Source organism: Neorhodopirellula pilleata (genome assembly GCF_007859915.1).
Classification (GTDB): Bacteria; Planctomycetota; Planctomycetia; order Pirellulales; family Pirellulaceae; genus Rhodopirellula; species Rhodopirellula pilleata.
Map to the genome: position 1 here is coordinate 291,033 of NZ_SJPM01000003.1, position 22,237 is coordinate 313,269.

The window sequence follows — 22,237 nt, forward strand, 5'->3', positions numbered from 1 at the left end:
CCGTCGACTAAAAGTCGACGTCACATTTCCCGATCCGTCTGTGCCAACCGTCACGTTGTCTTGCCGAACAATCGAAGCGAATCCTCGCTCACGCCACCAACGACGTCGGTGGTGTTCGATGTTCTTATGCTCCTTGGGCTTGCTCGCGATGGTTATTTCGACGGCCTGTCGTTCGGCGAGCCGTCATGAGCCGGGCGAAGTCATACTGCAGGCTCCGATTGTCTCCACTGCGGTCTTGAACGAATCGTCGTTACCGGACGTCAGTCTGCCTGACACGGCGAACGCCGATACTCAGCGTCTGCTCAAGATGGTGTCGATTAGCGAGTCGGCACCAATGCCCATTCCGAATGAGGATCTGGCAAGCTCGACGCGGCCTTTGGTTCGTCACGCCGGGGTCGCGCCGGATCAGTTTCGCGATCTGACCGAAGACGAGTTATTAGTCTTGGCGCTCAATCACAGCGAAGTGATTCGGTCGCTCGGAGTGCGCGTTTTGAGTTCGCCGCAATCGGTCACGACTCGTTGGGATCCGGCCATTCGGGCGTCCGATCCGTTTTTCGGACCGGCGGCGGCGCTGGCGGAATTCGATAGCCAAGTCTCCGCAAGTCTGCTCTCACAGAACAACGATCGAGTGTTCAACAACGCGACCTTGGGTGGCGATGTTCAAGAACTCATCCAGGACTTTGCTGAACTCAACGCCACTTGGCAAAAACGCAACACATACGGAACCCAGTTCGATGTTCGCTCGATACAAACTTACGATTCGAACAACCGAACGGGAAACCGATTCCCGAGTTTTTGGGAAACGCAACTGGAACTTGGAGTTCGACAGCCCTTGCTCCGAGGAGCCGGCCGAGAGTTCAATCTGATCGCCGGTCCGAACGCGCGACCAGGTTTGAATTTTTCCAACGGCATCTGGATCGCTCGGATCAATACAAAGATCTCCCAAGCCGATTTTCAGATCGCACTGCGTGACTATCTGATGGAACTCTACACGGCGTACTGGGGCCTGCGGCAACAGTATGTCGTCTATGAAAACGTTGCCGAAGCGCGCGACGTCGCGTACGAGATTTGGAAGACCGTCGAATCGAAGAAACTCTCAGGACTCGTTGGTGGCGAGGCTTACAAGGAATCTCAAAGTCGAGCCACGTATTATCGATTTCAACGAGAAGTCGAATCGGCGCTCGGTGGAGGCAACGGTGCCTCGGGGCTGTATGTTTCCGAACGCAATCTCCGGCGGCTGATCGGTCTGCCACCGGCCGATCGTGAACTACTGCGGCCGGTCGATCCGCCCGCGTCGGCTCGATTCGAGTTTGACTTAAGCGCTTCGGTTGCCACCGCGATCACGCACCGCACCGAATTGTGCCGTCAGCGTTTGGAGCTTCAGCAAAAGAACCTGCGTTTGATCGCGGCAAAGAATTTTCTGTTGCCACAATTGGACTTAATCGGGCGGCATCGTATCCGCGGCTTCGGCGACGACCTCGGAGGCGGCGGTGATCGCTTCGACAGCGCCGCCGATGACTTCTATTCTGGCGACCACCAGGAATGGCAGTTCGGTGTCGAAACGAGTGTTTCGCCACCACTTCGTCAAGCGAGAGCAGCCGTCCGCAACGCGTCGCTCGAGATCCAACGGGAACGCGCGATTTTGCTCGAACAAGAGCGCGCCGTCGCGTACGAGGTCGAAGACGCCGTCGCAGAAATCCAGTCCGCCTACCTAACGATGCAAAGCTCCCAACACCAAGTCACCGCTTCGCGACAACGGCTCGAATCGTCTCAAGCGTTGTACGACGCCGGGAAACTGCAGCTCGAGTTCCTGATCGACGCGACCGAGCAACTCGTGCGAGCCGAAACACAACTGGCGATCGACCAAAGCCGTTACAGCCTTTCGTTGGTGCGTCTGAGTCGCACGAAGGGAACCCTGTTGAACGATTTGGGGCTCCATCCGTGTGAGTGATTGGCTATTGGCTCTAAAAACTTAAACCTAAACCTAAACCTAAACCTAAACTGGGCGAGCATCACTCGCTTAGCATCGCAGGATCAGTAGGTGATGCATTCTACCTAAGCGGCGTCGTGGGAACCATACAAGCCCGACGCGCAAGCGAGTGGTTCCGCTGAGATGTGGATCAATGGAACGATTTCCCTCGCTTGCGCGTCGGGCTTGTAGCCAATGCGTTCAGACCATTCTTAACGCGGCAACAACGGGTGGAGACGCAAGAGAAGTGCGTTTGCGTTTGCGTTTAAGTTTAAGTTTAAGTTTAAGTTTAAGTTTAAGTTTAAGTTTAAGTTTAAGTTTTCAAAGCCAATAGCCAATAGCTAATAGCCAATAGCCAACCGTTCCCCAATGCCGGGTCTTCGCTATCGCTGCGACCCAGCCTACTGGGACCAAAAGCCGAGGCTTTTTAGGAATGCGTCTTGGTCGTTGACGTAGCGATCGACCCAGGTGGGTTGATTCCACACTCCGTGGTGGTCGCCTTCGTCGACCTTCAGCTCGTTCTTCACGCCGAGCGAGGTGAGTCGTTCGCGTGTCGCTTGGTTTCGTTCGGGGCTGTCCAGTGATCCGCACTGGAATAGCATCGGCGGCGATCTGGTTCGGGTCCACACCGTAAAGCCGGGCGTGTTGCCGCAGGAAGGCGATCGCGGCGTGAACGTCTTGCACGCCGGCTGGGAAGGCGGCTTCGTAACCGAGTCGATATTCGACGGACATCGTCACGTAACCACGACGAGCCAAACGACGAGCCATCCGGCGCGTCGATGATTTATCGCCGTGCAACCAACCGCCGCCGTGAACGTAGATGACCGCAGGCAAGGTTTCGTCGGTGCTCGGACGATGAATGTCAGCGAGCTCGGTTCGTCAGCACTCGCGAGAGCGGCACCGAAGAAAGCAATCAACACGGCCGTCAACAGGGTCGCCAAATGGCCCTCACGTCGGCGAGTTAGGGGATACGTGATCATCGGGTCTTGGGGAATTGGTTTGCGATGGAGAGAAAATCTGGGAGTCAGAGGACTCTTGCGAACCGACCAGTTCACCCAAAAAGAAAACCGTCGATCGGCTTTTCAGCCGACCGACGGTTCATTGCATCCATCAGTATAAAATGTCTAGCAGAGAGACAATTACGCCGGTGAGACGTTCTCGGCACAGGGACCCTTGGGACCACGACCTTCGGTGTAAGTCACTCGTTGGCCTTCGCGGAGGTCGTCAAATGCGACGCCCACGAGGTTTGACGAGTGAAAGAAAAGGTCCTTGTCGCTACCTGTGTCGATGAATCCGAATCCCTTGTCGGTGACTCGTTTGATCGTGCCTTCTGCCATCTTCTTCAGTCCAAAATAGTTGTTTTGCCACGCAACGTAAAAACAACTTCGTTTTCACCAGCGTGACTGTGAGGGGGCAGCATAGCGTCGGGGCGGGGTTCTCGCGATGGCGAAACTGGCGGATTCGTCAAAAGAAACGAATTCTTCGCGTCGGGTTTCCCTGAAGATAACGGGTTTGCTATCTTTCCTATGCTCGTTTGTCGCCCGATCCCCCGCTATTGCCTTCAATCATGGAACAACTCAAAGGTCTTTGGCGAGATACGTGGTGGCTGTGGTGCGGTTTTGTCGGTGTCGTCTTGCTGATGTCGGTGCTTCAATCGTTTTTCTTTTTACTGACGTTGCCCGCCCTGCCGGTCAGTTTTTGCTATTTCGCGTTCATCCGATACGACGACGAAGGCAATGAAAAGCCCGACATTTGAGACCCAGGGCCAACCTGCGATTCTGGCAATTCGTGCGGTTTGTTCCGGTTGCAATGGTTAGTGCAAGGCGATTCGTTTGCGACCGGTGGGCTGGTCGATGTCACAGAGCGTCGCCTGTTCATTGATTTTTGCACGAAGGAAGCCTTTATGTTCAATCGTCCACTGGATCAGACCGGTTCTATCTTGGGCATTTGGCGACTCGGGGAAAAACTGGCCACCGGACGCGGCACGGTTCTCTACGCCGCCCAACCGGCCGATTGTCAAGGCAATCCACGTTACGACTACGCGCTCAAGACGGTCGACGCTTCCCAGGAAAACTCTTCGGCCACCCGCGATGCCACTCGCCAAATCGTTCAGTCGATTCATGCCGCCGGCGTCCATCATCCGAACTTGGTGGCGATTCTTGACGCGTCGCATTCGGAGCATTCGCCCTACTTGGTGATGCCGCGATTGGACGCCCAACCGTTGAACGTTCGGATCGCCCAAATGGAACATTTTGCCGTCCCGGTTGCCTTGTGGTGGATTCGGCAAATCGCGCAAGCTCTCGAGAAACTGCATTGCGCAGGTTGGGTGCACGGGGATCTGAAACCGGAAAACGTTCTCGTCGATGGCAAAGGTCACGTCACGGTCATCGATCTGGGTTTCGCCGCGCGGATTCACACGCCGTTGCACCGCGTCTTTCGTGGAACCCCCGATTATGCGTCACCGGAGTTAATGAGTGGGGCAAGTGCGGCATTACCCGCGATGGACATGTTTGCGCTCGGCCGCGTTCTGTGGGAATGTCTCTCGCAAACCGCACCGATTCACTCGGCGGGGATCGAACCCGTCGCCGAGCTGATTGAGCGGATGATTTCACCCGAACCTTCACATCGCCCCTCGTCGGCCAAGATCGTTCAGCAATTGCTCAGCCTTGAAATCGAAACGCTCGGCGGTCACATCGGTCCGTCCGCCGCTACGATCCGACGAGCAGCGTAGGTAATTGGCAACGCTGCGTCGTTCGTCCATCGCAATTCGGTTCATTTGCTCGAAACATGGAAGAAGTTGGTAACATCATTAGGCAATACCAAAGACATTATCGCGTCACGGAGCCGTTTCGGCTTTCCGATTCATCCCCATGTCGAATCCAATACAAAAGCATCCACTGATCATCCGTAAGGTCTATCGCTATCGAGGCGAAGTCCAAGGCGTTGGTTTTCGAGCCAACGCGATCCATCAAGCGAGAGGACTGACGATCACCGGTTTCATCCGCAATGAACCCAACGGCGATGTCACCATGGACGTTCAAGGAAGCCCGCACGATGTGCAAGAACTCGCCGAACGCGTGGGGCAGACCATGAGCGCCAAGATCAATGAGACCTTGGTCGAACAGCGGGAATCGATTTCCGACCGTGATCGTTTTCGCATCACGACGAGTTGAAACAATAACGGACATTAAAAAAACCACGCCATCCTTCAACGGACGGCGTGGTTAGTCGATGCGTTCAAAACGTCAAACCGGCGGTCGCCGATCCGAATTTTGAAAGCTTAGCGTTGCTGTTGCAGTCCTGGACGAACTCGCTTGTTGATGTCGGTCTCGAGAACGCCGAAGACCGATTCGTGACGGGCGACCGACATTTGAAGAGCGGCCAACAAACGCTTTGCGGTGAAGAAGTTCACGATGATGCGTTGCTTGACTTGGATCGGATCCTTCGGCACACCGATCGGTTGTGGGTTCAATCCGAAGTCGATGATCAACTCTTCAGGCGATCCGGTCACGCGACAGAAGTTGGCGTAAGTAGCCAATGTGTCGTGGTCGTCGACTTGCACTTGAACGGGTTGTTGCGGAGGCGTTTGAGCCTTCGCAGCCGGTGAGGTCGGATCCGCAGTGGCAGTGGCGGTAGCCGATTCGGTTTCGGTAACTTCGTTTTCGTTCTGTTCGTCTGCCATCAAAAATCTCCAAAGGTTAGGAAAGGGAAACTGGTTGAGAGTTCGCGTTTTGCATCATGGTAAGGATCCCCCCCGAACTCGCAACGCGTCGACGGTTCGGAACGGACTAGAAATCGTTTTTTCAATCGGATCGATGTTGGTGTTTCAAAAATCCAGTTGGGGTTCAAGGGGAATACGAAAGATAGGCGGACTTTTAAACACTAAAAGTCAAAGTTGAATGTTTTGATAATCACCCGCCACAGGCGTTGCCCGAGCGACATCGGATCGACATGGACCTTGGCCGCACCGCGATAGCCGGGGCGTAAATGCAATTCGCTTGCGTCCAACGGAACGCGGGCTTGATACGACACGCTACGAGGTCGAACCTGTCCGGTTTCCGGATCGATCTCCGTTTGCAGATCGCCTCCGGTCTGGCTCGACATCGACGCGCTGGCTGCGTCCATCGGCTTCTTGGAGATCTCTTGGATTTTGCCGGTGAACGTCTCCAAACGCTTGGAATCGAGCTTCAAGTCAACGTCCATGTCCTCGCGAACCAACTGCCGGTCGCCTTGGTCGATGATCAACACCGCCTCGAACGCGTCGGGCGCTCCGATTTCGCAAATCATGTCGTCGGCGGTCAACAATGCCCCGCGATTGTGTTCCTGTAATGGCGTGCCGGTCCAACCCGGCAAACGTCCGTCGCCTGGATCATTGCTTGGCCGCTCCGGCGGTGGCAAGACGAAGCCGTCCTGTTTCGCCTTGACGATTAATCGATCGATTTCTTCTTGAGTCTTTTCTTTTAGGTTGCGGATCGATTGCAGCATCTCTTCCTGGGTTTGGATCTGAGCCACGATCGCACGGTCTTCTTGGCTGCGTCGTTTCAGGTTCATCAATTGGACATCGGCGAACTTTTCCTCTCCCTGCAGATCCGCTAAACGAATTTGGAGTTCCGGATTTTCCAAGACTGCGATCGAATCGCCCGCGCTGACGCGCTTTCCTACCGGGACCGTTTCGACGATGCGTCCTACCGTACCGGCGTAAACAGTGCCGGCGCGGCTCGGCCGAATTTCAAATGCGGCGTCGATATGATGTGGCAGCGGGATGTAACACACCGCCGCGATGACCACGCTCGCGATGGCAAGCGACGTCAAGAGGGGGCCTTTTTTCACTTTGGCAAGTCTCCCGGGAGTGCGGATGAATTTAAATGTTTGAATGACCGGCTGGGCGACCAAACCGGAGAACCCGATCACCGCCAAGATCCGACCGAGTGCCTGCAATCCATAAGGTTCGAGCACCTGCATCACGAACCACACGATCGAGAACACAACCACCCAGCGATAGATCACACTGGCGATCGTGAACATGCCGAACATGAATTGATTGCGTTGCGGCAAGAACGGATCGTCTTGAAGTTCCAAGCCCAAACAAGTCTTTTGGAACCAACGCTTGAGAACTTCCGTCGCCTTTTGACGCAGATTGGGAATCTCAAGGTAATCCATCAAAATGTAGTAACCGTCAAATCGCAACAGCGGGTTACCGTTGACGAGCACGGTGCTGATCACGTTGAGGAACATCATGTTCAAGCATAGGTCATTGATCGTCGTGCCTTGTTCGCTGAAGAACCAAACGAACGCGGCGATCGACGCCAAGATCATCTCGACGTAAATACCTCCGGCACCGATCCAAATGCGTTTCCATTTATTAGGTAGCATCCACGAGTCGGACACGTTGCAGTACAAACACGGAGTGAACACAAGCAGCATGAAGCCGATCTCGTGACACTCACCGCCGAACTTCTTGCAACTGAGTCCATGACCGAATTCGTGAATGACTTTCACGATCGCCATCGTCGCCGCTAAAATGATCCAGCGATCGGCCGCAAAGAATTGATGGAACGTGGGAAGTTTGGCGTAGACAGTTTGATACTGCGTCGCCAACAGCAACGACGCGGCGATCAGCAATCCGATGAAAAAGATCAAAGCCGGGACAGTGAAGATCCAGCCGAAGATTGGCAACAAACGATTGAGGATTTTTTCCGGGTCGATGCCGCGAAAACGAACAGCGAACACGTTGGACATCTTGCCCATCAATTCTTTGTTCTTCTTCGTCCGGCCGCGTTCACGCAGCGACTTGCCTTGGCCCGGCGAATTGCTGATCACGAGACCGCTGCGGTGCAACATCCCGATGAACTGCTGCAAGTCGCCGAATGTGATTTTTTGAGGCGCGAACCGTTGTTCAAAACCGTCTTTGACCTGCTGCAAGCTTACATGCCCGTCGAGCAAATTCAGAATGAAATACTCTTCGTCGTGAAAACGAAAATATTGCAATCCCACAGGTTCCTTCACCACCCAGTACCCTTGTCCTTGGTAGTGGTGCCGGCTGGCCGTTAAGTCAGGACGCCGGCGCACCGTGAGGGCACGCGACGAACTGCTTACCAGTGATTCAGCAAGAGTGGGCATGGGGAGTGAAGAGTGAAGAGTGAAGAGTGAAGAGTGAAGAGTGAAGAGTGAAGAGTGAAGAGTGAAGAGTGAAGAGTGAAGAGTGAAGAGTGAAGAGTGAAGAGTGAAGAGTGAAGAGTGAAGGTAGGCTGGGTCGGAGCCGCTTCGGCGGAGACCCGGCAGTCAGATGCTAACAGCTAACAGCTAATCGCTAAGCACTACTCAAAAACGATTTCGGCTTGCATGCCCGGTTTGACGATCCAGGCACCCGAATCGTCTTTTTGGTTTTGGATATCGGCCCACACTCGGACCTGACCTCGGAGGTTCAATTCACTGCTAACAAACCCGACGGTCGCATCAGTTTCGTATGCTTGGGTGTCGCTCGAATCGGCGAACACTCGCACGCGGATCGGCATTCCCGCGCGGACCCGGCCCTTGAACTCGAGGGCGTTGACGACACCTTCGATACGAACGCGATCGAGTTGAACCAGCGTCGCGATCGGCGAGCCCGGCTGGACCCATTCGCCTTGTTGAGCGATTCGGTTTTCAACATACCCATCGAACGGAGCTAGCACGCGGCGACGTTTTTGTTCGTAATCGGCGATCTCGCGTTCACTTCGTTTGGCGATGTACTGTGCTTCGGCGATCTTCTTTTGCATTTGCGCCAAATCGATACGCAGTTTCGCGCGGATCGCCTCAAGATCCTTCTTCTTCATCTCGTAATATGGAATCGCACTTTTCTCATAGAGTTCGCGGAACGATTCCGCTTCCGCCTGAGCGAGTTCCTCGCTATTCAATGCATCTTGAAGGTTGACATCATTGTCGGCGTTGAGCATCGCTTCTTTTTCTTCGGCCTTTTTTAACTCGAGGGCGAGCTTGGCGGCCGTGTCATCGACGATCGCAAGCACGTCGCCGGCCGAGATGTTCATGCCCTCTTCGAGGTTCAGCTCGATCAGTTTGCCTTCGACTTCCGAAGGAATGTTGACGTTGCGGATGTACTTCACCGAGCAATTCTCGGCAACCACCCGCTGCACCGGATCTTGGATCCCGCCGGACTGCGACCAGGTCGTCGACGACCACGCCGAACAACTCAACAGGGCGAAAGCAAGAGCAAGAGATTGTTTCTGAGTCATGGAAATCGGTTCTCTAAGAGCGATCCACCGCGGGAAGAGGAGGCGGTGCGAAAAGACGAGGGGGATTGGATACGGGGGGGATTCGGGGCGAAAGAACAGGAAGAAAATCTAGAAAATGAACTTGGCGAACCATTCATAAACTTCGTGCAGCAGGACGAACCCGCTGGCCCGGCGCCCGACTTTGACGTCGGCGGTCAGTTTCGTACCGGGACTCGGCGATAGTTTTTGCAGTTCAGCTTGATCCGGGTAAACCCGCATCTTGATCACCGAGCCATGCTCTTCGCTCGGTTCAGCACGCAGCGAAATGTTCTCGACAGGCAATTTGCCGGGAAGCGGTTGGTCAGGATCCGACGCAAGGATGAAGGTAACCTCGAGTTCATTCGTCGACGTTTCTTTGATGAACTCGTCGAGGTGTCCTTCACGCTTTTCCGGCATCTCGATTTCAACGTACATCGGTTTGCTCAGATCGGCGATCTCCATCAGTACTTGACCGGTCGATATCGGACGATTGAGAAGCATTTTCTCGACTTCCCAAGAGACGACCCGACCGTCCATCGGCGAGCGAACGATCAAGTCAGCCGCTCGTTTCTGTTTCAGTTGAAGTTTGGCGTTTTGTGCTTCGAGCTTGGTTTCGAGCTCGAATTCTTCGCCCTCGAGGGCACGCAAGTCGTTGGGTTTGAGTTCTTTGTATTTCCGCATTTGCCCGCGAACGCGGTTCAGTTCGGCGCTGGTCGTCAAAATCTGTCCCTGCAGTTCGGCGATCTCGACTTCGATGTCAGGGTTGATCATTTTGACCAACGGTTGCCCTGCGGTCACGATCGAGTTGTGATCGACGAGGACTTCACGAACTTCGCCGTCGATGCCGGCAAAGATTTCGCGACGCGCTTCGGGCTTGAGCGTCCCGTCGGCTTCCAGATCGAAATCCATCGGTATGAGAACACCCGCGAGAATGATCCCGGCAATCAGTCCCAATACTCCGAGCGTCTTGGGCAACGTTCGAGCACGCAAGACCCATGTCGCCCGGCCGAGCGTTCGCCAGACGGGCATCAAGAATAGGTTGGAGTGGGCCTGCGAGTTGGCGATCGCGCGGGTGCCGTGTTCGTAAACCAGATCGCAACGGGTTCGAAAAACATCGGGCGGCAAGTCGGTTTCGATTTGTTCGACGATCAAGGCACCGATGACTTCGCCCCGGTGGGCGTTGTCGCGGTCGACTTCGCCGGCGGCACCTTGCTCCTTGTCACGGCCTAGACGTCGCTCAGGCGCACGCAGTGGTAACACCGCGAGGCTGCGTCCATAAGAAAGGTCGACGTAGTCTTCGAGGGCTTCTTCGATTTGCGGCGGGAGATCCTCGGTCGATCCGTCGTGCCATAGCGGTTCGCCGGCCGCCACGACCCGGGTCGCCAGAACGTTCAATGCCGATACGATGTTCGATCGGTTCTCAATCGTGTCTTGGCCACTGATCGCTTCGACGGTGCATTTGCCGCCCTTCTTGATCGCCACGCTGACGCGGTCGCAACCGATCAACCGGCGGCCTTCGTTGGCGATCACGTAGGCGGTCTCTTTCAGATCGAGCGATTCGTGGGCAGCGCGGGCGAACGAGTCGGCTTGCTGCCACAGCGTTTGCCGGTCGCCGAGCTTGATCAGCTTTTGGCTGCGAAGCCACTCGGCGGCGAGTTCGCACATCTGGGTCAAGAACCGCAGATAGCCTCGCTGCGTGTCCGGGGCCGTATCGGGTCGCTGGAAGATTTCAATCAATCCGTCTTTTTGGCCGTCGTGTTGCAACGCACCGAGCACCAGCAGATATCGGGTCGGGTTGCCTTCGGCGTCGCCGTCGGTCGTGCCGCTGTAGGGCGGGATCAAGACGGACTGACCCGCATTGGCGGCCCGCTGGATCAAACGCTTGTGGCGTGTCGCGTCGTCGCTGTCCTCGGCCAAGATCGAAGGCTCGGCGTTGATTTGGTATTGCAGACGAAGCTGTTTGTCTTCGTCGAGCAACCAAATCGCTCCACCGGCCGCAGCCAAAGCGGTGATGATTCGGGAAAGCAACTCGGGATAAAACTCCGAGGCGGTCGAGCCGCTCTTGGTCAACGCGGCGATCTCGTTGACCAATCCGCGGATCTGTGCCTTGGTTTCTTCGACGGTTTGTTGGTTGACCGACATGGGCTGCAAACGAATGGGGATTAAGTGCGAAAGAGGCGACAGTACGAACGTTAGTTAAAAATCCTTTTCCCCCGCTATTGGAAGTTGACCAAAACGACGCTTTGGCCGGCCCACTCGTCCGGTCGCAACGTCTGACGCGAAACGAACGAATGGACGGAAAAAATTGGCGAATTCGGCCTCCAGTCGATGCGATTGCCGTTTCGGAATTCTTTGACTGGACTATTTATACAAATCGTATAACCTTGTGTCCAGGGTTTCTTGGACGGATTTACGGGACTTTCGGTTTGATCCGCCGAGGACTTCTCGGAACGATTTCTTTGCCTCCACGCTCATCGCCTGCGAATCCGCTCTTGAACTTGCCCATTTCTCAACTTTCCGAGCATTTAGACGCCTCTGCGACCGACGCGGAGCGGGCTTTGGTCACCGACGCGGATCAAGCGCTCGCCGGCCTGCAGCAAGAACTCAACCGGATCCAGCGTTCGATGCGGCTGACGCTCCAAGAGAAACTTCAGGGCTTCGTGGGGCGGACACTTGGGTCGCTCGAGCTGAATATGCGTCTAGCAAAGTTGATCCAAGGGATGTTGGACCAGCATGGTTTCCGAGTTCGATGCCACCAATGCGGTCACCCGGCGATCCTGCGGGTCAGTCCACGTAAGGGAATGAACGGAGGGGCGTTCGTGTTTGACCACACGATCGACGGCCGCCGAACGTTCCACGGAGGCTCGGCCCAAGTCCCGGCGATCACCCTGGTCGCCAAACCGCAGAGGAACGCTAAGTAACGCATCAGCGACGTGTCAGTGGCTAGGCGAATTCGCCGAACCGTCCGTACTGAATCGACGCCATCCTGTGATCCGTGGTCATCAATGACAACCAAGTCTTTATCCAGTGACCGGCCTCACGGCGTCGAACGCACTTCCAGAGAAATCGGTGTCATAGGTTCTGGGGAGAGAGGATTCTGGCGTGTTGCCAGCGGACCGCCGCACGACGGGGCGATTCATCGCACCACCCTGAAGATGGTCACGCCTTTGCAGAATGTTGTTCATGAAAAATTGCTTGACCCACCATCGGGGAGGCCAGATACTGGCCTTCCGACCGACCCGGCGATAAGTCCGGCCACCCAGAGATAGGTCCCCATGCAATCGGGGATGATTACCTCGTTGTGGCACGAAGTGCACCTCGTGCTTGTGCCCAGTGATACGGTGCTGAGCACGAGCACGAGCGGGAACGAAAGCCACAATGGAGCCGGGGTTATCCCATCGTACCGTTGAATCCGGGGAATGCCGGCCGAGGAAAAGGGCTGACGCCAACACGCCAATCGAGCCGACCATCGACCACACTCAGTGGTGGATCATCGGTGCAAGATTGTCTCGATCGCATCACCAGGAGAGCGCAAGGGGCGTGTCGATTTAATCGTAACCCGAAGCGTGAGCGAGGGATTCATCACCATTAAGTCCTTTGTATGTATCGCTCGCTCACGCTTCGGGTTTCGATGAGGACTAAATCAACAGCCCACAAGCGACGCGGCGGCAAAGGGTGTCGGTTAAAGAATCGACGGTGCCACGATCAATTCGCGATGAAATTGGAACAGCGAGACGTGCCATTGTCCGGTGTTATTTGTTTCGTCGGGGTGCCACTCCAGCAGGATTTGAATTTTTTGATCGATCTTACCACTGGGGTCGATCCAATAGGTGTCCGCTTTCTCGACGCCGTACTTGACGAACACGTCAACCGGCTGAGCCAATTTCCATTCGATGTCGGGACCGGCTTCCATGACGTTGTCGATGATTCCGCCGCTGGCTTCTTCCATTTGTTGGCTGGCGACCTCGTCCTCTGAATAGGCTTTTTCAAGGTCCATCGTACCGAGTTGTCGGTTTTGAACGGGTTTTTGGAGTTCGAGAGCGAGTTCTTTTTCGCCATTGCCGCACAATTCAAGGAATTCGCGTGCGAAGTATTCCGCCTGCTTGCCCAGCGTTTGCTGTTTCATCGCGGGGATCATCACGCCCGCCGTACCAAATCCAGATGCCAGCAACAAACCGATCACAGCCGCCGAGGTTCCGGCCGGGCGGACGTTTCCCCATTTTCGCATCGCGATCACGCCGAAAACGATCGCCAGGGCCGGAATCACAAGCATTTGCCAAGCGATCGGAGCCCAAAAGCTCAGCATTCCCAAAATCAAACACACGATCCCGCTGGCACGCAGCGGCGGTACGTCTTCCTCGCTGACGAGTTGATAGCCCGCTTCGGCACCCATGCGGGGAATCGCGGGCGAATCCAATAAACTCGTTGAGCCACTTGATTTCGCGGGTTCGGCGGATTTGATGGAGTCGGTGGTCGAAGATTCAGGCATGGCGGGCGGATAATCGAGCGGGCAGATGATCGGGTAATTGCAATCGGGCGGACGATCGTCGCGCGACGTTCAAAACAACAAACAGGAATCCGCTACGCAGCACGGGCCAGAATGGTTTGCTGATTGCACCCGAGTTGCTCGATCAAAAAATTCGCGGCCCTCTCGGACGCGCCGGGTTGGCCGTACTTTTCACGTAAGCGATCCAAATCGCCGCAGACACGACTGTAGTAAAATCGGTCATCGAGCATGGCACTGATTGTCTCGTGAAGAAAATCGATCGCGGGCTCGGGCTCGCCTACGGACACAAATTCTGGAAAAACCTTCCGCTGACCCATTAAATTCGGCAACGTAACGCTGTCGACTCGCAACACCCGTTTACCAACCGCATGCAGCAACCTTCCGACACGATAGATCACGGCGGCGGGGGTGCCCCGGGCCATCAGCTCCAGGCTGACCGAGCCGCTGACCATCATCGCGCAGTGAGCCGTTTCGATGACCTCCGAAGTGCGATCGACGAAGAAATCGATCGGCAAGTGCCGATCCGTAGGTGTCAGTTGCTGGCGGCACCACAGGCAATGGCGATCGCGATAGGCGGCAACCGCGAATCGTGTGACCGGCGACGACTGGCTCAACCGACGGATCGTTTCGAGCATGATGGGAAAGTTCCGATGCACTTCATGATCACGTGAGCCCGGCAGCACCGCGACCAGCTTTGAATCGGACTGGTCGAGATCGCTGTCGTTGTCGATGGAAAACGCATCCAACTGACGCATCGTGATTTCGTCGAGTTGCTTTTGAGCGACCGCATCGAAGAACGGATGGCCGACGAAGGTCGTTGGAATGCCGTGTTGGTTGAAGTACGACGTTTCGATCGGCAATACCGTCATCACATGGTCGACGTTTCGACGCATTTTCTTGACCCGCCAACCGCCCCAAGCCCACAGTTGCGGCGGGCAATAGTAATAAACGGGAATGCCGTATTTCTTTGCCCGCTTGGCGATATGCCAATTGAAGCCGGGAAAATCGACCAGTACGACGCCGTCGATCTCGCCCGAACGAAACACGGCTTCGGCTTGGTCGGCGAAGCGAAAAAACTCTCTCAGTTTGGGCAAAACTTCCAAGATGCCCACCACGGCGTGTCCGGTCAGATCGAGGTCCAGCCGACAGCCGGCTCGTCGCATTTCTGGGCCGCCGAATCCGCGCACGTTGATCCGCTCAACCGTTCGATTGGAGACCGATCGGTTGTGGAGTTGTTCGATCAGCCTCGCGGCATGCTGATCACCGCTCGGTTCACCGACTGAAAAAAAGAGCGTCTTGGTCACCGCAATCGCCTTCCATGAGTAATCGCTTCGTTGCCGCCTGTGGCGGGTTGTGGTGCGGACCAAATCAACAGGTCGCCAGCGAGACGCTACTGAAAAGTGCCGGTCCGTCGCAAGGCATCGTCGATGCGTTAGACTGCACCGACGCACTTCCGTCCCATTACTCGATGCCTCTTTTAAGTCACTATGAAGTACGCGATCTGCAATGAAACGTTTCAGGACATGCCCTTGACCGAGGCACTCCAGCTCGCCGCCGACGCAGGATACACCGGCTGGGAAGTCGCTCCGTTCATGCTCGCCGGCCACGTCGATGCCTTTTCGGTCGAGGATCGCCGGTCGTATCGCCGGTGTGTGGAAGACGCTGGGTTACAAATTATCGGCTTGCACTGGTTGTTGGCCAAAACCGAGGGCCTTCATTTGACGACCGCCGATGCGGCCACCCGAGACCGAACGACACAGTATCTCATTAAGTTGACGCATCTTTGCGCGGATTTAGGCGGCGATTTAATGGTCCTGGGATCGCCCGCTCAACGAAACCGAACCGAGGGTCAGACGATCGACGAGGCGATGCAGCGTGCCGCGAGCGTTCTCAGCGGCGTGGTGCCGGCACTGCGTGAACGCGGCGTTCGGATCGCCCTGGAACCGCTCGGTCCCGCCGAGGGCGATTTTCTCAATACCGCCGACCAAGCCTGTCAATTGCAAGCCATGATCGGCGACGACTCGATCGGGCTGCATTTGGACGTCAAAGCGATGAGCAGTGAGTCCGAAGCGATCGATCAGGTCATCCGCAATCATGCCGAGGCGATGATCCATTTTCACGCTAACGACCCCAACCTGCTTGGACCGGGAATGGGCGAGGTAAAATTCGAACCGATCATGGCCGCATTGCGTGCGATCGACTACGACGGATGGGTCAGCGTGGAGGTATTTGACTACTCCCCTGGGGCGGAGGTTTTGGCCAATCAAAGCATCGAAAATCTTCGAGCTGCGGTCGCGATGGGCTGAATTTCCGACTTCGTAGGAGTACAATGCCGGCTGATCGATGATCGATCATGGTTTCTGCTCCCCTATGTTAAAGCGGTTCGTTCATGTTGGTTACGCAGTGCCCACGCTGTCAGGAATCCGTCCGAGTTCCTGATTCCATTTGTGCCGATCGGGGTGCCTCCACAACGCAAGTTAAATGCCCCTGGTGTTTGGCCACCATGTCCACGTCGGAAATCAAAGCGGCGATCCCGCCTGCACTGGTGATTCTTGGCGACGAAGCTGAATTGGAAACCGCCGGCGTTGCGGCCGATTCGTGGTCGGCGGGTGAAGCAATGGGCAGTGAAGCAATCGGCGGCGAAGCTGCCTTGGGGCTCGGTTCCTCGCTCGGGGCGGCGGCCGTTCGTGGCTCGGATTCGATGGGGATGATCTCGGACTTCGAAGATCACGATGAAACGTTTGATCAATCGCAACTCGACACCGTCGCGGAGATCGAACCGATCAACTTAGCTTCCGACGAATTTTCGGCCGATGATTCCGATGAAGAGTCGATGGAACTCGAAGAGATGGAGTTGATCTCGGGCGAGTCATCCGAAATTGACGAGGAGTCCGACCTAGACGAGTATGAGATCCCAAATCAGTCGGACGATACCGAGCCCTCGCCTTCGGTCGCACCGGTCATGATGGACATCGAGGCGACGCGTCGACGACGCAGTGGTGGACCAGCGTGGAAGTCGATCGTCGGTGTGGCCTTGGGCGGTTTGCTGTCTCTGCCGATCGTTGGCGGTCTCTTGCACGTTTTGGGAAAGCCGGTGCCGGTGATCGGTCCGATCCTCAACGAGTACATCCCGATGGGGAACCAATCGGTTGCCAAGCGAGCTTCGGCACCGATGGCGATTGATCCGCCGGTCCTACTCGATAACGAACCTGTGCAAGGCCGTTCGCTCGCCGATGAATTGTCTCCCTCCGAGCTAAATCCAGGAGGCATGGCACCGGCGGATGCCGCTTTGGCTGAAATCACAGGTGATTCGCAACCTACCGAGCCAAGCTTGCCTGATTTGGCAACCGAAACGGAGCCGATGGAGACCGACGCGGGGTTTCCGTTTCCCGAAACGGTCCCAGGTAGCGATCCTTCGCTTCCCGTCGTGGAGGAACTGAACGCGGATTCGCCAGATACCTCGTCGGGTGCCTCACCGGCGACCGATCTGTTCGGCGCTGCGACGATGCGGGCCGAAGAAAGCAAGCCGGCCACATCTGAACCAATCGCAGTTGAGCCAATCGCAGTTGAACCGGCCGCACCCGCTTTCGACGTCGCCGGGGAGGTCAGTCGATTGAAACAATCACTCACTGCGATTTCGTCCATGCCTGCGGGAGACGCAGGTCGTGCCAAGGCGGTCAACCAACTCTATGCGGATCTCTCCGAATTGGCGGGCCAAGCCGATGGCGACTCGATTGAGAAAGCTCGGCCGTTGATGGCCGAACTGAATTCGGACATGTCGCTCGTTAAAGCGTTCGCGCTGGCCGCTCCAACTTGGCTGGACCGAACCGAATCCCAGCGTGAGACGAATGGTGCGGTGGTCGTCGGCAAACTATCCGGCGAACCTGGCAACGCATCGATTTTGCTAAGTAATAAACAAGCGGTGTCGGTGAGCCTGCCGAACGGCATGACGGAGGTTCCCGGCGGAATCCAAGTCGGTCTGGGCAAGATCGAGGGCTCCGGCGATACCAAGTCAATTGCGATCGAACTGCTGCAAGGTCTTTAAGCTGCGATCACTTCGCCGTGGCGTCGACGTTTTTTGACGTGCTGAATGTCGTCGGCCGTAAGCTCACATCGCGCCCATTACAGAATGTTTTCGCTGATCCACTGAATCAAATTCATCGACGCTTCGATCTGCCGAGCAATCCGTTGTGATTCGTTCAGGTGAACGCGTCGATGAAGAACTCGGGGCTCATGGGTCGCAATACGGCGAGCCAAGCAAAAGAATACTTCGCCGTCGTGATCCGCCGGAGCGTCTGGTCCAAAATGACCGGTGACCGCAGCCGTCCAATCGGCCTCGGGGCAAGCTTCGAGCAAACAGGTCGCCATGGCTTCGGTCGTTGCACGGCTTTCGGCCGAATGGATGTCAATGATCTGCTTGGGCACACCGAGCCACGCTTGTTTGCTGGCGATCCGGTAAGTCACCATCGAACCACAGAACACATTGGACGCCCCTGGCACGCCGCCGATGATCGCGGCCGCCATCCCGCTGGTACAACTTTCCGCCAAGGCGAGTCGCTCGCCTCGCGACTTCAATCGCTCGACTAAGGTCGATGCCACTAAGTCAGTGCTGTTTGGCCACATTCAATGTTTACCTGGATTCAACTAATAGCTCGACGCATTGTCCCGTTTCGATAGTCGTGATACAAGCCGCGAATTCGCAATGTGAGCGGTTGTTCGATTCGATGTGTGATCAAGATCGCCAAGCAGAACGAAAACACAATCACGATCGCCAAACAAAGATTTGCCGGCACGCCGGCCCGATTGAATGCGTACATCAAAACGCAACCAAGATTGTTGTGGCCGAGGTACAGTGCGTAGGAAATCGTGCTGATGTACACAAATGGTTTCAAGCGTAAGATCGGTATCCGGCCCCAGGCGGCCATTGTCACCATGGCAATGATCAAGATTGTGGCGACCGGATTGTGTTTGCCATGATCGATGCAATGAAATACCAGAACAGAAATCGCAATGCCGATCACGTTGTTCCGAAAACGCCCCACGCCGGTTTTGATCATGTAAAGCAGGAATCCGATCGCGAACATCGGAATGTAGTCGAGCACGAGTAACTGTCGCACCGCCGTCGCGCAGGCAAACCCAAACGTGTCTGCGTAAGTCGCTTTCAACGCATCAAGCGTCGGGCATAGGATCAACGACGCGGCCAACAGCCCGCCCCAACCGACCCAATAATGTTTCAGACCTCCCCAACAATAAAGCACTGTCAAAACGGCATAGAACAACATTTCGACTTGCAACGTCCACATCACCGGATCGATGCACTCGAAACCAAACACTCGCGGCATCAGAGTTAAGTTAGCGAGTAATTGGCTCGTCGAAATCGGATGGTCATTCAGGGGCGCGCACAGGTTGAGCAGAACGTTCGCCCCGATGACCAATAAGAACAACGGCACGATCCGGATCAATCGAGCGGCGACAAAGTCAGTCGGATCGCCACGCCGCATCAACGACATGCTGTTGACGAATCCGGATAGCATCAAGAACATCATCACTCCGTAAGCACCGAACGGCCACTGCCAACCCAACGGCGTGGTGAATCCGTACTTCACGTGATATACGTGCGTGAAATGGAATAACACTAAATTGATCGCAGCCATCGCTCGCAAGGCGTCGAGTTCGAGGATGCGTTGATGCGGTCGTGTCGACAGGTTTGAAAGGGCAGAAGTCGTAATGATGTTTCTCTGTTCTCATCGGGGCGTGCGGTCGCCTTGGGACGTGATTCAAACGAACGCACTCCAATCTATCTTGTCTTTGAGAGCGATCTTCAAGAATTGAGCTCGGGTTGACCCGAAGAAATGGGGCGACTCAGATGAATTCGACAGGTCAGGTCGATTGAAATAGTGGTAACGATTCTGACGATTCGACCTGGCCGGAAAAGGATGGGTTTGCCCGAAAGGAATCGGTTTGATTGGGAAAGCGATCCCGTCGCATCTAAAACTAGTGCTGTAACCTAATCAGTGTTGAGGGTGCACGTGGTAGCTGAAATGACGCATTGAGCAAGTGGCGGTGACTTTCGGTCGCCGTTTTAGGACTTGGCGACTAAAAGTCGCCACCACTTATTTTTTATGCGATGCTTAGCGGTCCACAAGCACTCCAAACACACTCGTTTTTTCTAAATCTTGTCTTTCATGTTCCGTGCGAACGATACCCACCGCAGTTCGACCGAGCGGCCCCTTGCGGTGCGGCATCAGGTGGGTTTGAAAGCGGTGCGAATTTCGCATCGTCATGCCGGGTGGGTCAACGTGGAGGATCCCGTTGCGGGGAAATATCACCGACTGCGCGAAGATGAATACTTTCTTCTGTGCCAACTCGACGGCCGACGTTCGCTCGAGAATCTCCGCACCGAGTATCAAACCCGCTATCCGAATCGCCGCGTCTCGGCGGCCCAGATCAACGCCTTGCTGCTGCGATTCCATGAATGCGGATTGACGATCTCGTACTCGCTCGGACAAGGCGATCCGCTGCTCTTACGCGCCGATCGACAGCGCCGTCAAAAGTGGCTGGGTTTGGCGTCGCAGTGGTTGTTCATTCGATTTCCTGGAGTCGATCCGGCACCCGTGATGCGTTGGCTATCGCCGCTCGTACGGCCGTTGCTTTCGCCGCTTGGTTTGGCCATTGCGTCTGCCTTCATCGTATCGGCGGGAATCGCCATCCTTGTTCACTCCGCCTCGTTTGTACGTGAACTCCCTTCGGCGTCCCAATGGCTGACTTATGAAAACGCGATCGGGCTGGCCGTTGTGGTTGCGTTGACCAAGGTCGCCCATGAACTCGGACATGCCGCAGTTTCGGAGCGAATGGGGGCTCGTTGTCGCAGCATCGGCGCGATGTTGTTGGTCGGAACTCCGGCCTTATATTGCGATACCTCTGCGTCGTGGATGTTGCCCAGTCGATGGAAAAGGGCGGCGGTAGGATTGGCGGGAATCGCAACGGAGGTTTTGATCGCCTCGGCTGCAATCTGGATTTGGTTGATTACCGGACCGGGCTGGTGGCACACGACGGCCGCACACGTGATCGTGGTTTGTGGAATCAGCACGGTTGTGTTCAACGCCAATCCGTTGTTGCGTTATGACGGCTATTATGTATTGTCCGATCTGACCGACACGCCGAACTTGGGACAACGCGCCAATCGACGGCTCTCGTCCACTTTGGCCCGCATCTGTTTGGGCGTCGGGCACGCGAACGGCTCCGGAGAACCGGCCGATCGATCGGTTTGGATGTTGGTCTACGCGATCGCGGCGTTGATGTATCGGTGGATGCTGATGTTCGCGATCGTCGGTTTCATTTGGATATCACTGCGGCCCTACGGTCTCGAAGTCATCGGGCAATTCGCGGCGATTTTCGCATCGGCCAGTATGATTATTGCCGCCGCAATGCCGTTGATTCGTTTTCTTCGCCACCCCGCACAACGACGGAAGATCCGCGTGACTCGACTCGCATGCACTTCACTCGTCGTCGCCGCTTTGATAGTCGCTTCGTTGGTGCCTTATGCTTCCGACGTGGTCGTGACGGCTCGTTTAATCCCGCAAACCGAAACTCGCGTTTTTGCCCCTTCGGCCGGCCAGTTGGTGAAGTGGTATGTACGACCGGGCCAACACGTGGCCGCCGGCGACCTCATTGCGGAACTTCGCAATCCTTCGCTGCAATCCAAATGGATTGATGCCGACGGACGTTTGAAACAACACACGATCCGAATGGAAACGCTCCGGCAATCCCAAACGCTCGTCCCCGAAGCAGCCGAGCACCTTGCCGCAGCGGACGAAACGCTCACGCAACTTCGTGATGAGTTGGCCGCGATCGAACGTCAAAAAGAAGGGCTTTCGATCAAGTCACCGGCCGATGGCGTGGTCGTCGCCGCACCCGGCAACCCGACCAACGCGGCGGACTCGGTTCCCAGTTTCGATGACAGCGTCTTGGATCCAGACGCGGATCGTTTGCCGTCTTTATCGCGAGACGACATTCGCATGACATCTTGGATGGGACACCCCACCGACCCCGAAAATGTCGATTGCTTCTTCGAGACGGGCACCGAATTGCTTTCCGTCGCCGCCCCACACGATTGGGCGGCCGAAGCCCCGGTCGACGCAGCGACGGCGGCTCGCATTACGGTCGGAGCCGAGGCGGAAATCATTTGGGACGCGGAACCGCAGCGTGTCGTCTTCGGCCGAGTCGCCGCATTGTCGGACGAGCGATTCGCTCCGACGCTCGATTCGATCCGCCGCGATCATCCGGCAAGCATGAAAAAAACATGGACGCCCGAAACCAGATTCATGGTCAAGGTGGACGTGGACTGGAACCCGGTAAAATCGCCCACCTCTTCAGAATCATCCGATTCGGCGGGCGGACTATGGCGAGTGGGTTCGAGCGGTCGGCTGAAAATCAGCTTGCCGCCACGCAGTCTCGCCAAACGGCTCGCCGACGCGATCGCCAGTGTCGTTCGGTTTCGATGACGGGGCG

General features: G+C 55.9%; 19 protein-coding genes and 1 pseudogene. 9 read left to right on the top strand and 11 right to left on the bottom strand.

Annotated features, from left to right (window positions below; genetic code table 11):
- Nucleotides 1-118: 118 nt before the first annotated feature.
- Nucleotides 119-1,951: a TolC family protein gene (locus Pla100_RS10110; protein WP_146577577.1), complete on the top strand. Its 1,833-nt coding sequence runs from the start codon at nt 119-121 to the stop codon at nt 1,949-1,951.
- Nucleotides 1,952-2,370: 419 nt separating this feature from the next.
- On the opposite strand, the gene Pla100_RS31525 is transcribed toward Pla100_RS10110, so the two are convergent.
- The 3 genes and pseudogenes from Pla100_RS31525 to Pla100_RS10120 form a co-directional block, all read right to left on the bottom strand.
- On the bottom strand, nt 2,371-2,571 hold the full coding sequence (locus tag Pla100_RS31525; RefSeq protein WP_231602916.1) for a hypothetical protein: 201 nt from the start codon (nt 2,569-2,571) through the stop codon (nt 2,371-2,373).
- A gap of 16 nt (nt 2,572-2,587) precedes the next feature.
- A pseudogene (locus tag Pla100_RS32400) lies at nt 2,588-2,830 on the bottom strand (alpha/beta hydrolase fold domain-containing protein); the annotation flags it as partial.
- Between the two features lie 278 nt (nt 2,831-3,108).
- Nucleotides 3,109-3,306, bottom strand: coding sequence for a cold-shock protein (locus Pla100_RS10120; protein WP_146577578.1), 198 nt, complete (start codon nt 3,304-3,306; stop codon nt 3,109-3,111).
- 230 nt (nt 3,307-3,536) lie between these two features.
- On the opposite strand from Pla100_RS10120, the gene Pla100_RS10125 reads away from it, so the two are divergent.
- The 3 genes from Pla100_RS10125 (at nt 3,537) to Pla100_RS10135 (ending at nt 5,142) form a co-directional block, all read left to right on the top strand.
- Entirely contained in the window at nt 3,537-3,725 is a 189-nt protein-coding gene (locus tag Pla100_RS10125; RefSeq protein ID WP_146577579.1) for a hypothetical protein, read from the top strand.
- A gap of 147 nt (nt 3,726-3,872) precedes the next feature.
- A complete protein-coding gene (locus Pla100_RS10130) occupies nt 3,873-4,700 on the top strand; it encodes a serine/threonine protein kinase (protein ID WP_146577580.1) in 828 nt (275 codons plus the stop codon).
- Between the two features lie 139 nt (nt 4,701-4,839).
- Nucleotides 4,840-5,142, top strand: a complete 303-nt coding sequence (locus Pla100_RS10135; RefSeq protein ID WP_146577581.1) for an acylphosphatase — start codon at nt 4,840-4,842, stop codon at nt 5,140-5,142.
- 107 nt (nt 5,143-5,249) lie between these two features.
- On the opposite strand, the gene Pla100_RS10140 is transcribed toward Pla100_RS10135, so the two are convergent.
- The 4 genes from Pla100_RS10140 to Pla100_RS10155 form a co-directional block, all read right to left on the bottom strand.
- Nucleotides 5,250-5,651, bottom strand: coding sequence for a DUF3467 domain-containing protein (locus Pla100_RS10140; protein WP_146577582.1), 402 nt, complete (start codon nt 5,649-5,651; stop codon nt 5,250-5,252).
- A gap of 200 nt (nt 5,652-5,851) precedes the next feature.
- Nucleotides 5,852-8,089, bottom strand: coding sequence for an HlyD family efflux transporter periplasmic adaptor subunit (locus Pla100_RS10145; protein WP_315853460.1), 2,238 nt, complete (start codon nt 8,087-8,089; stop codon nt 5,852-5,854).
- Nucleotides 8,090-8,286: 197 nt separating this feature from the next.
- Nucleotides 8,287-9,201 carry an efflux RND transporter periplasmic adaptor subunit gene (locus Pla100_RS10150; protein WP_197167819.1) on the bottom strand — a complete coding sequence of 305 codons (915 nt, stop codon included), beginning with the start codon at nt 9,199-9,201 and terminating at the stop codon, nt 8,287-8,289.
- A gap of 108 nt (nt 9,202-9,309) precedes the next feature.
- Nucleotides 9,310-11,361, bottom strand: a complete 2,052-nt coding sequence (locus tag Pla100_RS10155) for an efflux RND transporter periplasmic adaptor subunit (protein WP_146577583.1) — start codon at nt 11,359-11,361, stop codon at nt 9,310-9,312.
- Between the two features lie 350 nt (nt 11,362-11,711).
- On the opposite strand from Pla100_RS10155, the gene Pla100_RS10160 reads away from it, so the two are divergent.
- The gene (locus Pla100_RS10160) at nt 11,712-12,140 is read left to right on the top strand and encodes a hypothetical protein (RefSeq protein ID WP_231602917.1); all 429 of its coding nucleotides are present in this window, start codon (nt 11,712-11,714) and stop codon (nt 12,138-12,140) included.
- Between the two features lie 761 nt (nt 12,141-12,901).
- On the opposite strand, the gene Pla100_RS10165 is transcribed toward Pla100_RS10160, so the two are convergent.
- Nucleotides 12,902-13,708: a hypothetical protein gene (locus tag Pla100_RS10165; RefSeq protein ID WP_146577584.1), complete on the bottom strand. Its 807-nt coding sequence runs from the start codon at nt 13,706-13,708 to the stop codon at nt 12,902-12,904.
- Between the two features lie 92 nt (nt 13,709-13,800).
- Complete coding sequence (locus Pla100_RS10170; RefSeq protein WP_146577585.1) at nt 13,801-15,030, bottom strand: lipid-A-disaccharide synthase; 1,230 nt, start codon at nt 15,028-15,030, stop codon at nt 13,801-13,803.
- A 14-nt stretch (nt 15,031-15,044) separates the two neighbouring features.
- Between Pla100_RS10170 and Pla100_RS10175 the strand changes: the two genes are divergently transcribed.
- The 3 genes from Pla100_RS10175 to Pla100_RS10185 all read left to right on the top strand — a co-directional run bounded on the left by Pla100_RS10175 (nt 15,045) and on the right by Pla100_RS10185 (nt 17,771).
- Nucleotides 15,045-15,236 (top strand): hypothetical protein, encoded by a 192-nt coding sequence (locus Pla100_RS10175; RefSeq protein ID WP_146577586.1) that lies wholly within the window; start codon nt 15,045-15,047, stop codon nt 15,234-15,236.
- Nucleotides 15,214-16,032, top strand: a complete 819-nt coding sequence (locus Pla100_RS10180; protein ID WP_146577587.1) for a sugar phosphate isomerase/epimerase family protein — start codon at nt 15,214-15,216, stop codon at nt 16,030-16,032. Before Pla100_RS10175 ends, Pla100_RS10180 begins: the two co-directional genes overlap by 23 nt.
- 197 nt (nt 16,033-16,229) lie before the next feature.
- The gene (locus Pla100_RS10185) at nt 16,230-17,771 is read left to right on the top strand and encodes a hypothetical protein (protein WP_146577588.1); all 1,542 of its coding nucleotides are present in this window, start codon (nt 16,230-16,232) and stop codon (nt 17,769-17,771) included.
- A 77-nt stretch (nt 17,772-17,848) separates the two neighbouring features.
- Here the strand turns inward: Pla100_RS10185 and Pla100_RS10190 are convergent, their stop codons facing one another.
- Nucleotides 17,849-18,349: a CinA family protein gene (locus Pla100_RS10190; RefSeq protein WP_146577589.1), complete on the bottom strand. Its 501-nt coding sequence runs from the start codon at nt 18,347-18,349 to the stop codon at nt 17,849-17,851.
- 17 nt (nt 18,350-18,366) lie between these two features.
- Nucleotides 18,367-19,458: an acyltransferase family protein gene (locus Pla100_RS10195; protein ID WP_390620594.1), complete on the bottom strand. Its 1,092-nt coding sequence runs from the start codon at nt 19,456-19,458 to the stop codon at nt 18,367-18,369.
- A 453-nt stretch (nt 19,459-19,911) separates the two neighbouring features.
- Between Pla100_RS10195 and Pla100_RS10200 the strand changes: the two genes are divergently transcribed.
- Complete coding sequence (locus tag Pla100_RS10200) at nt 19,912-22,230, top strand: site-2 protease family protein (protein ID WP_146577591.1); 2,319 nt, start codon at nt 19,912-19,914, stop codon at nt 22,228-22,230.
- The last annotated feature ends 7 nt before the right edge of the window (nt 22,231-22,237 follow it).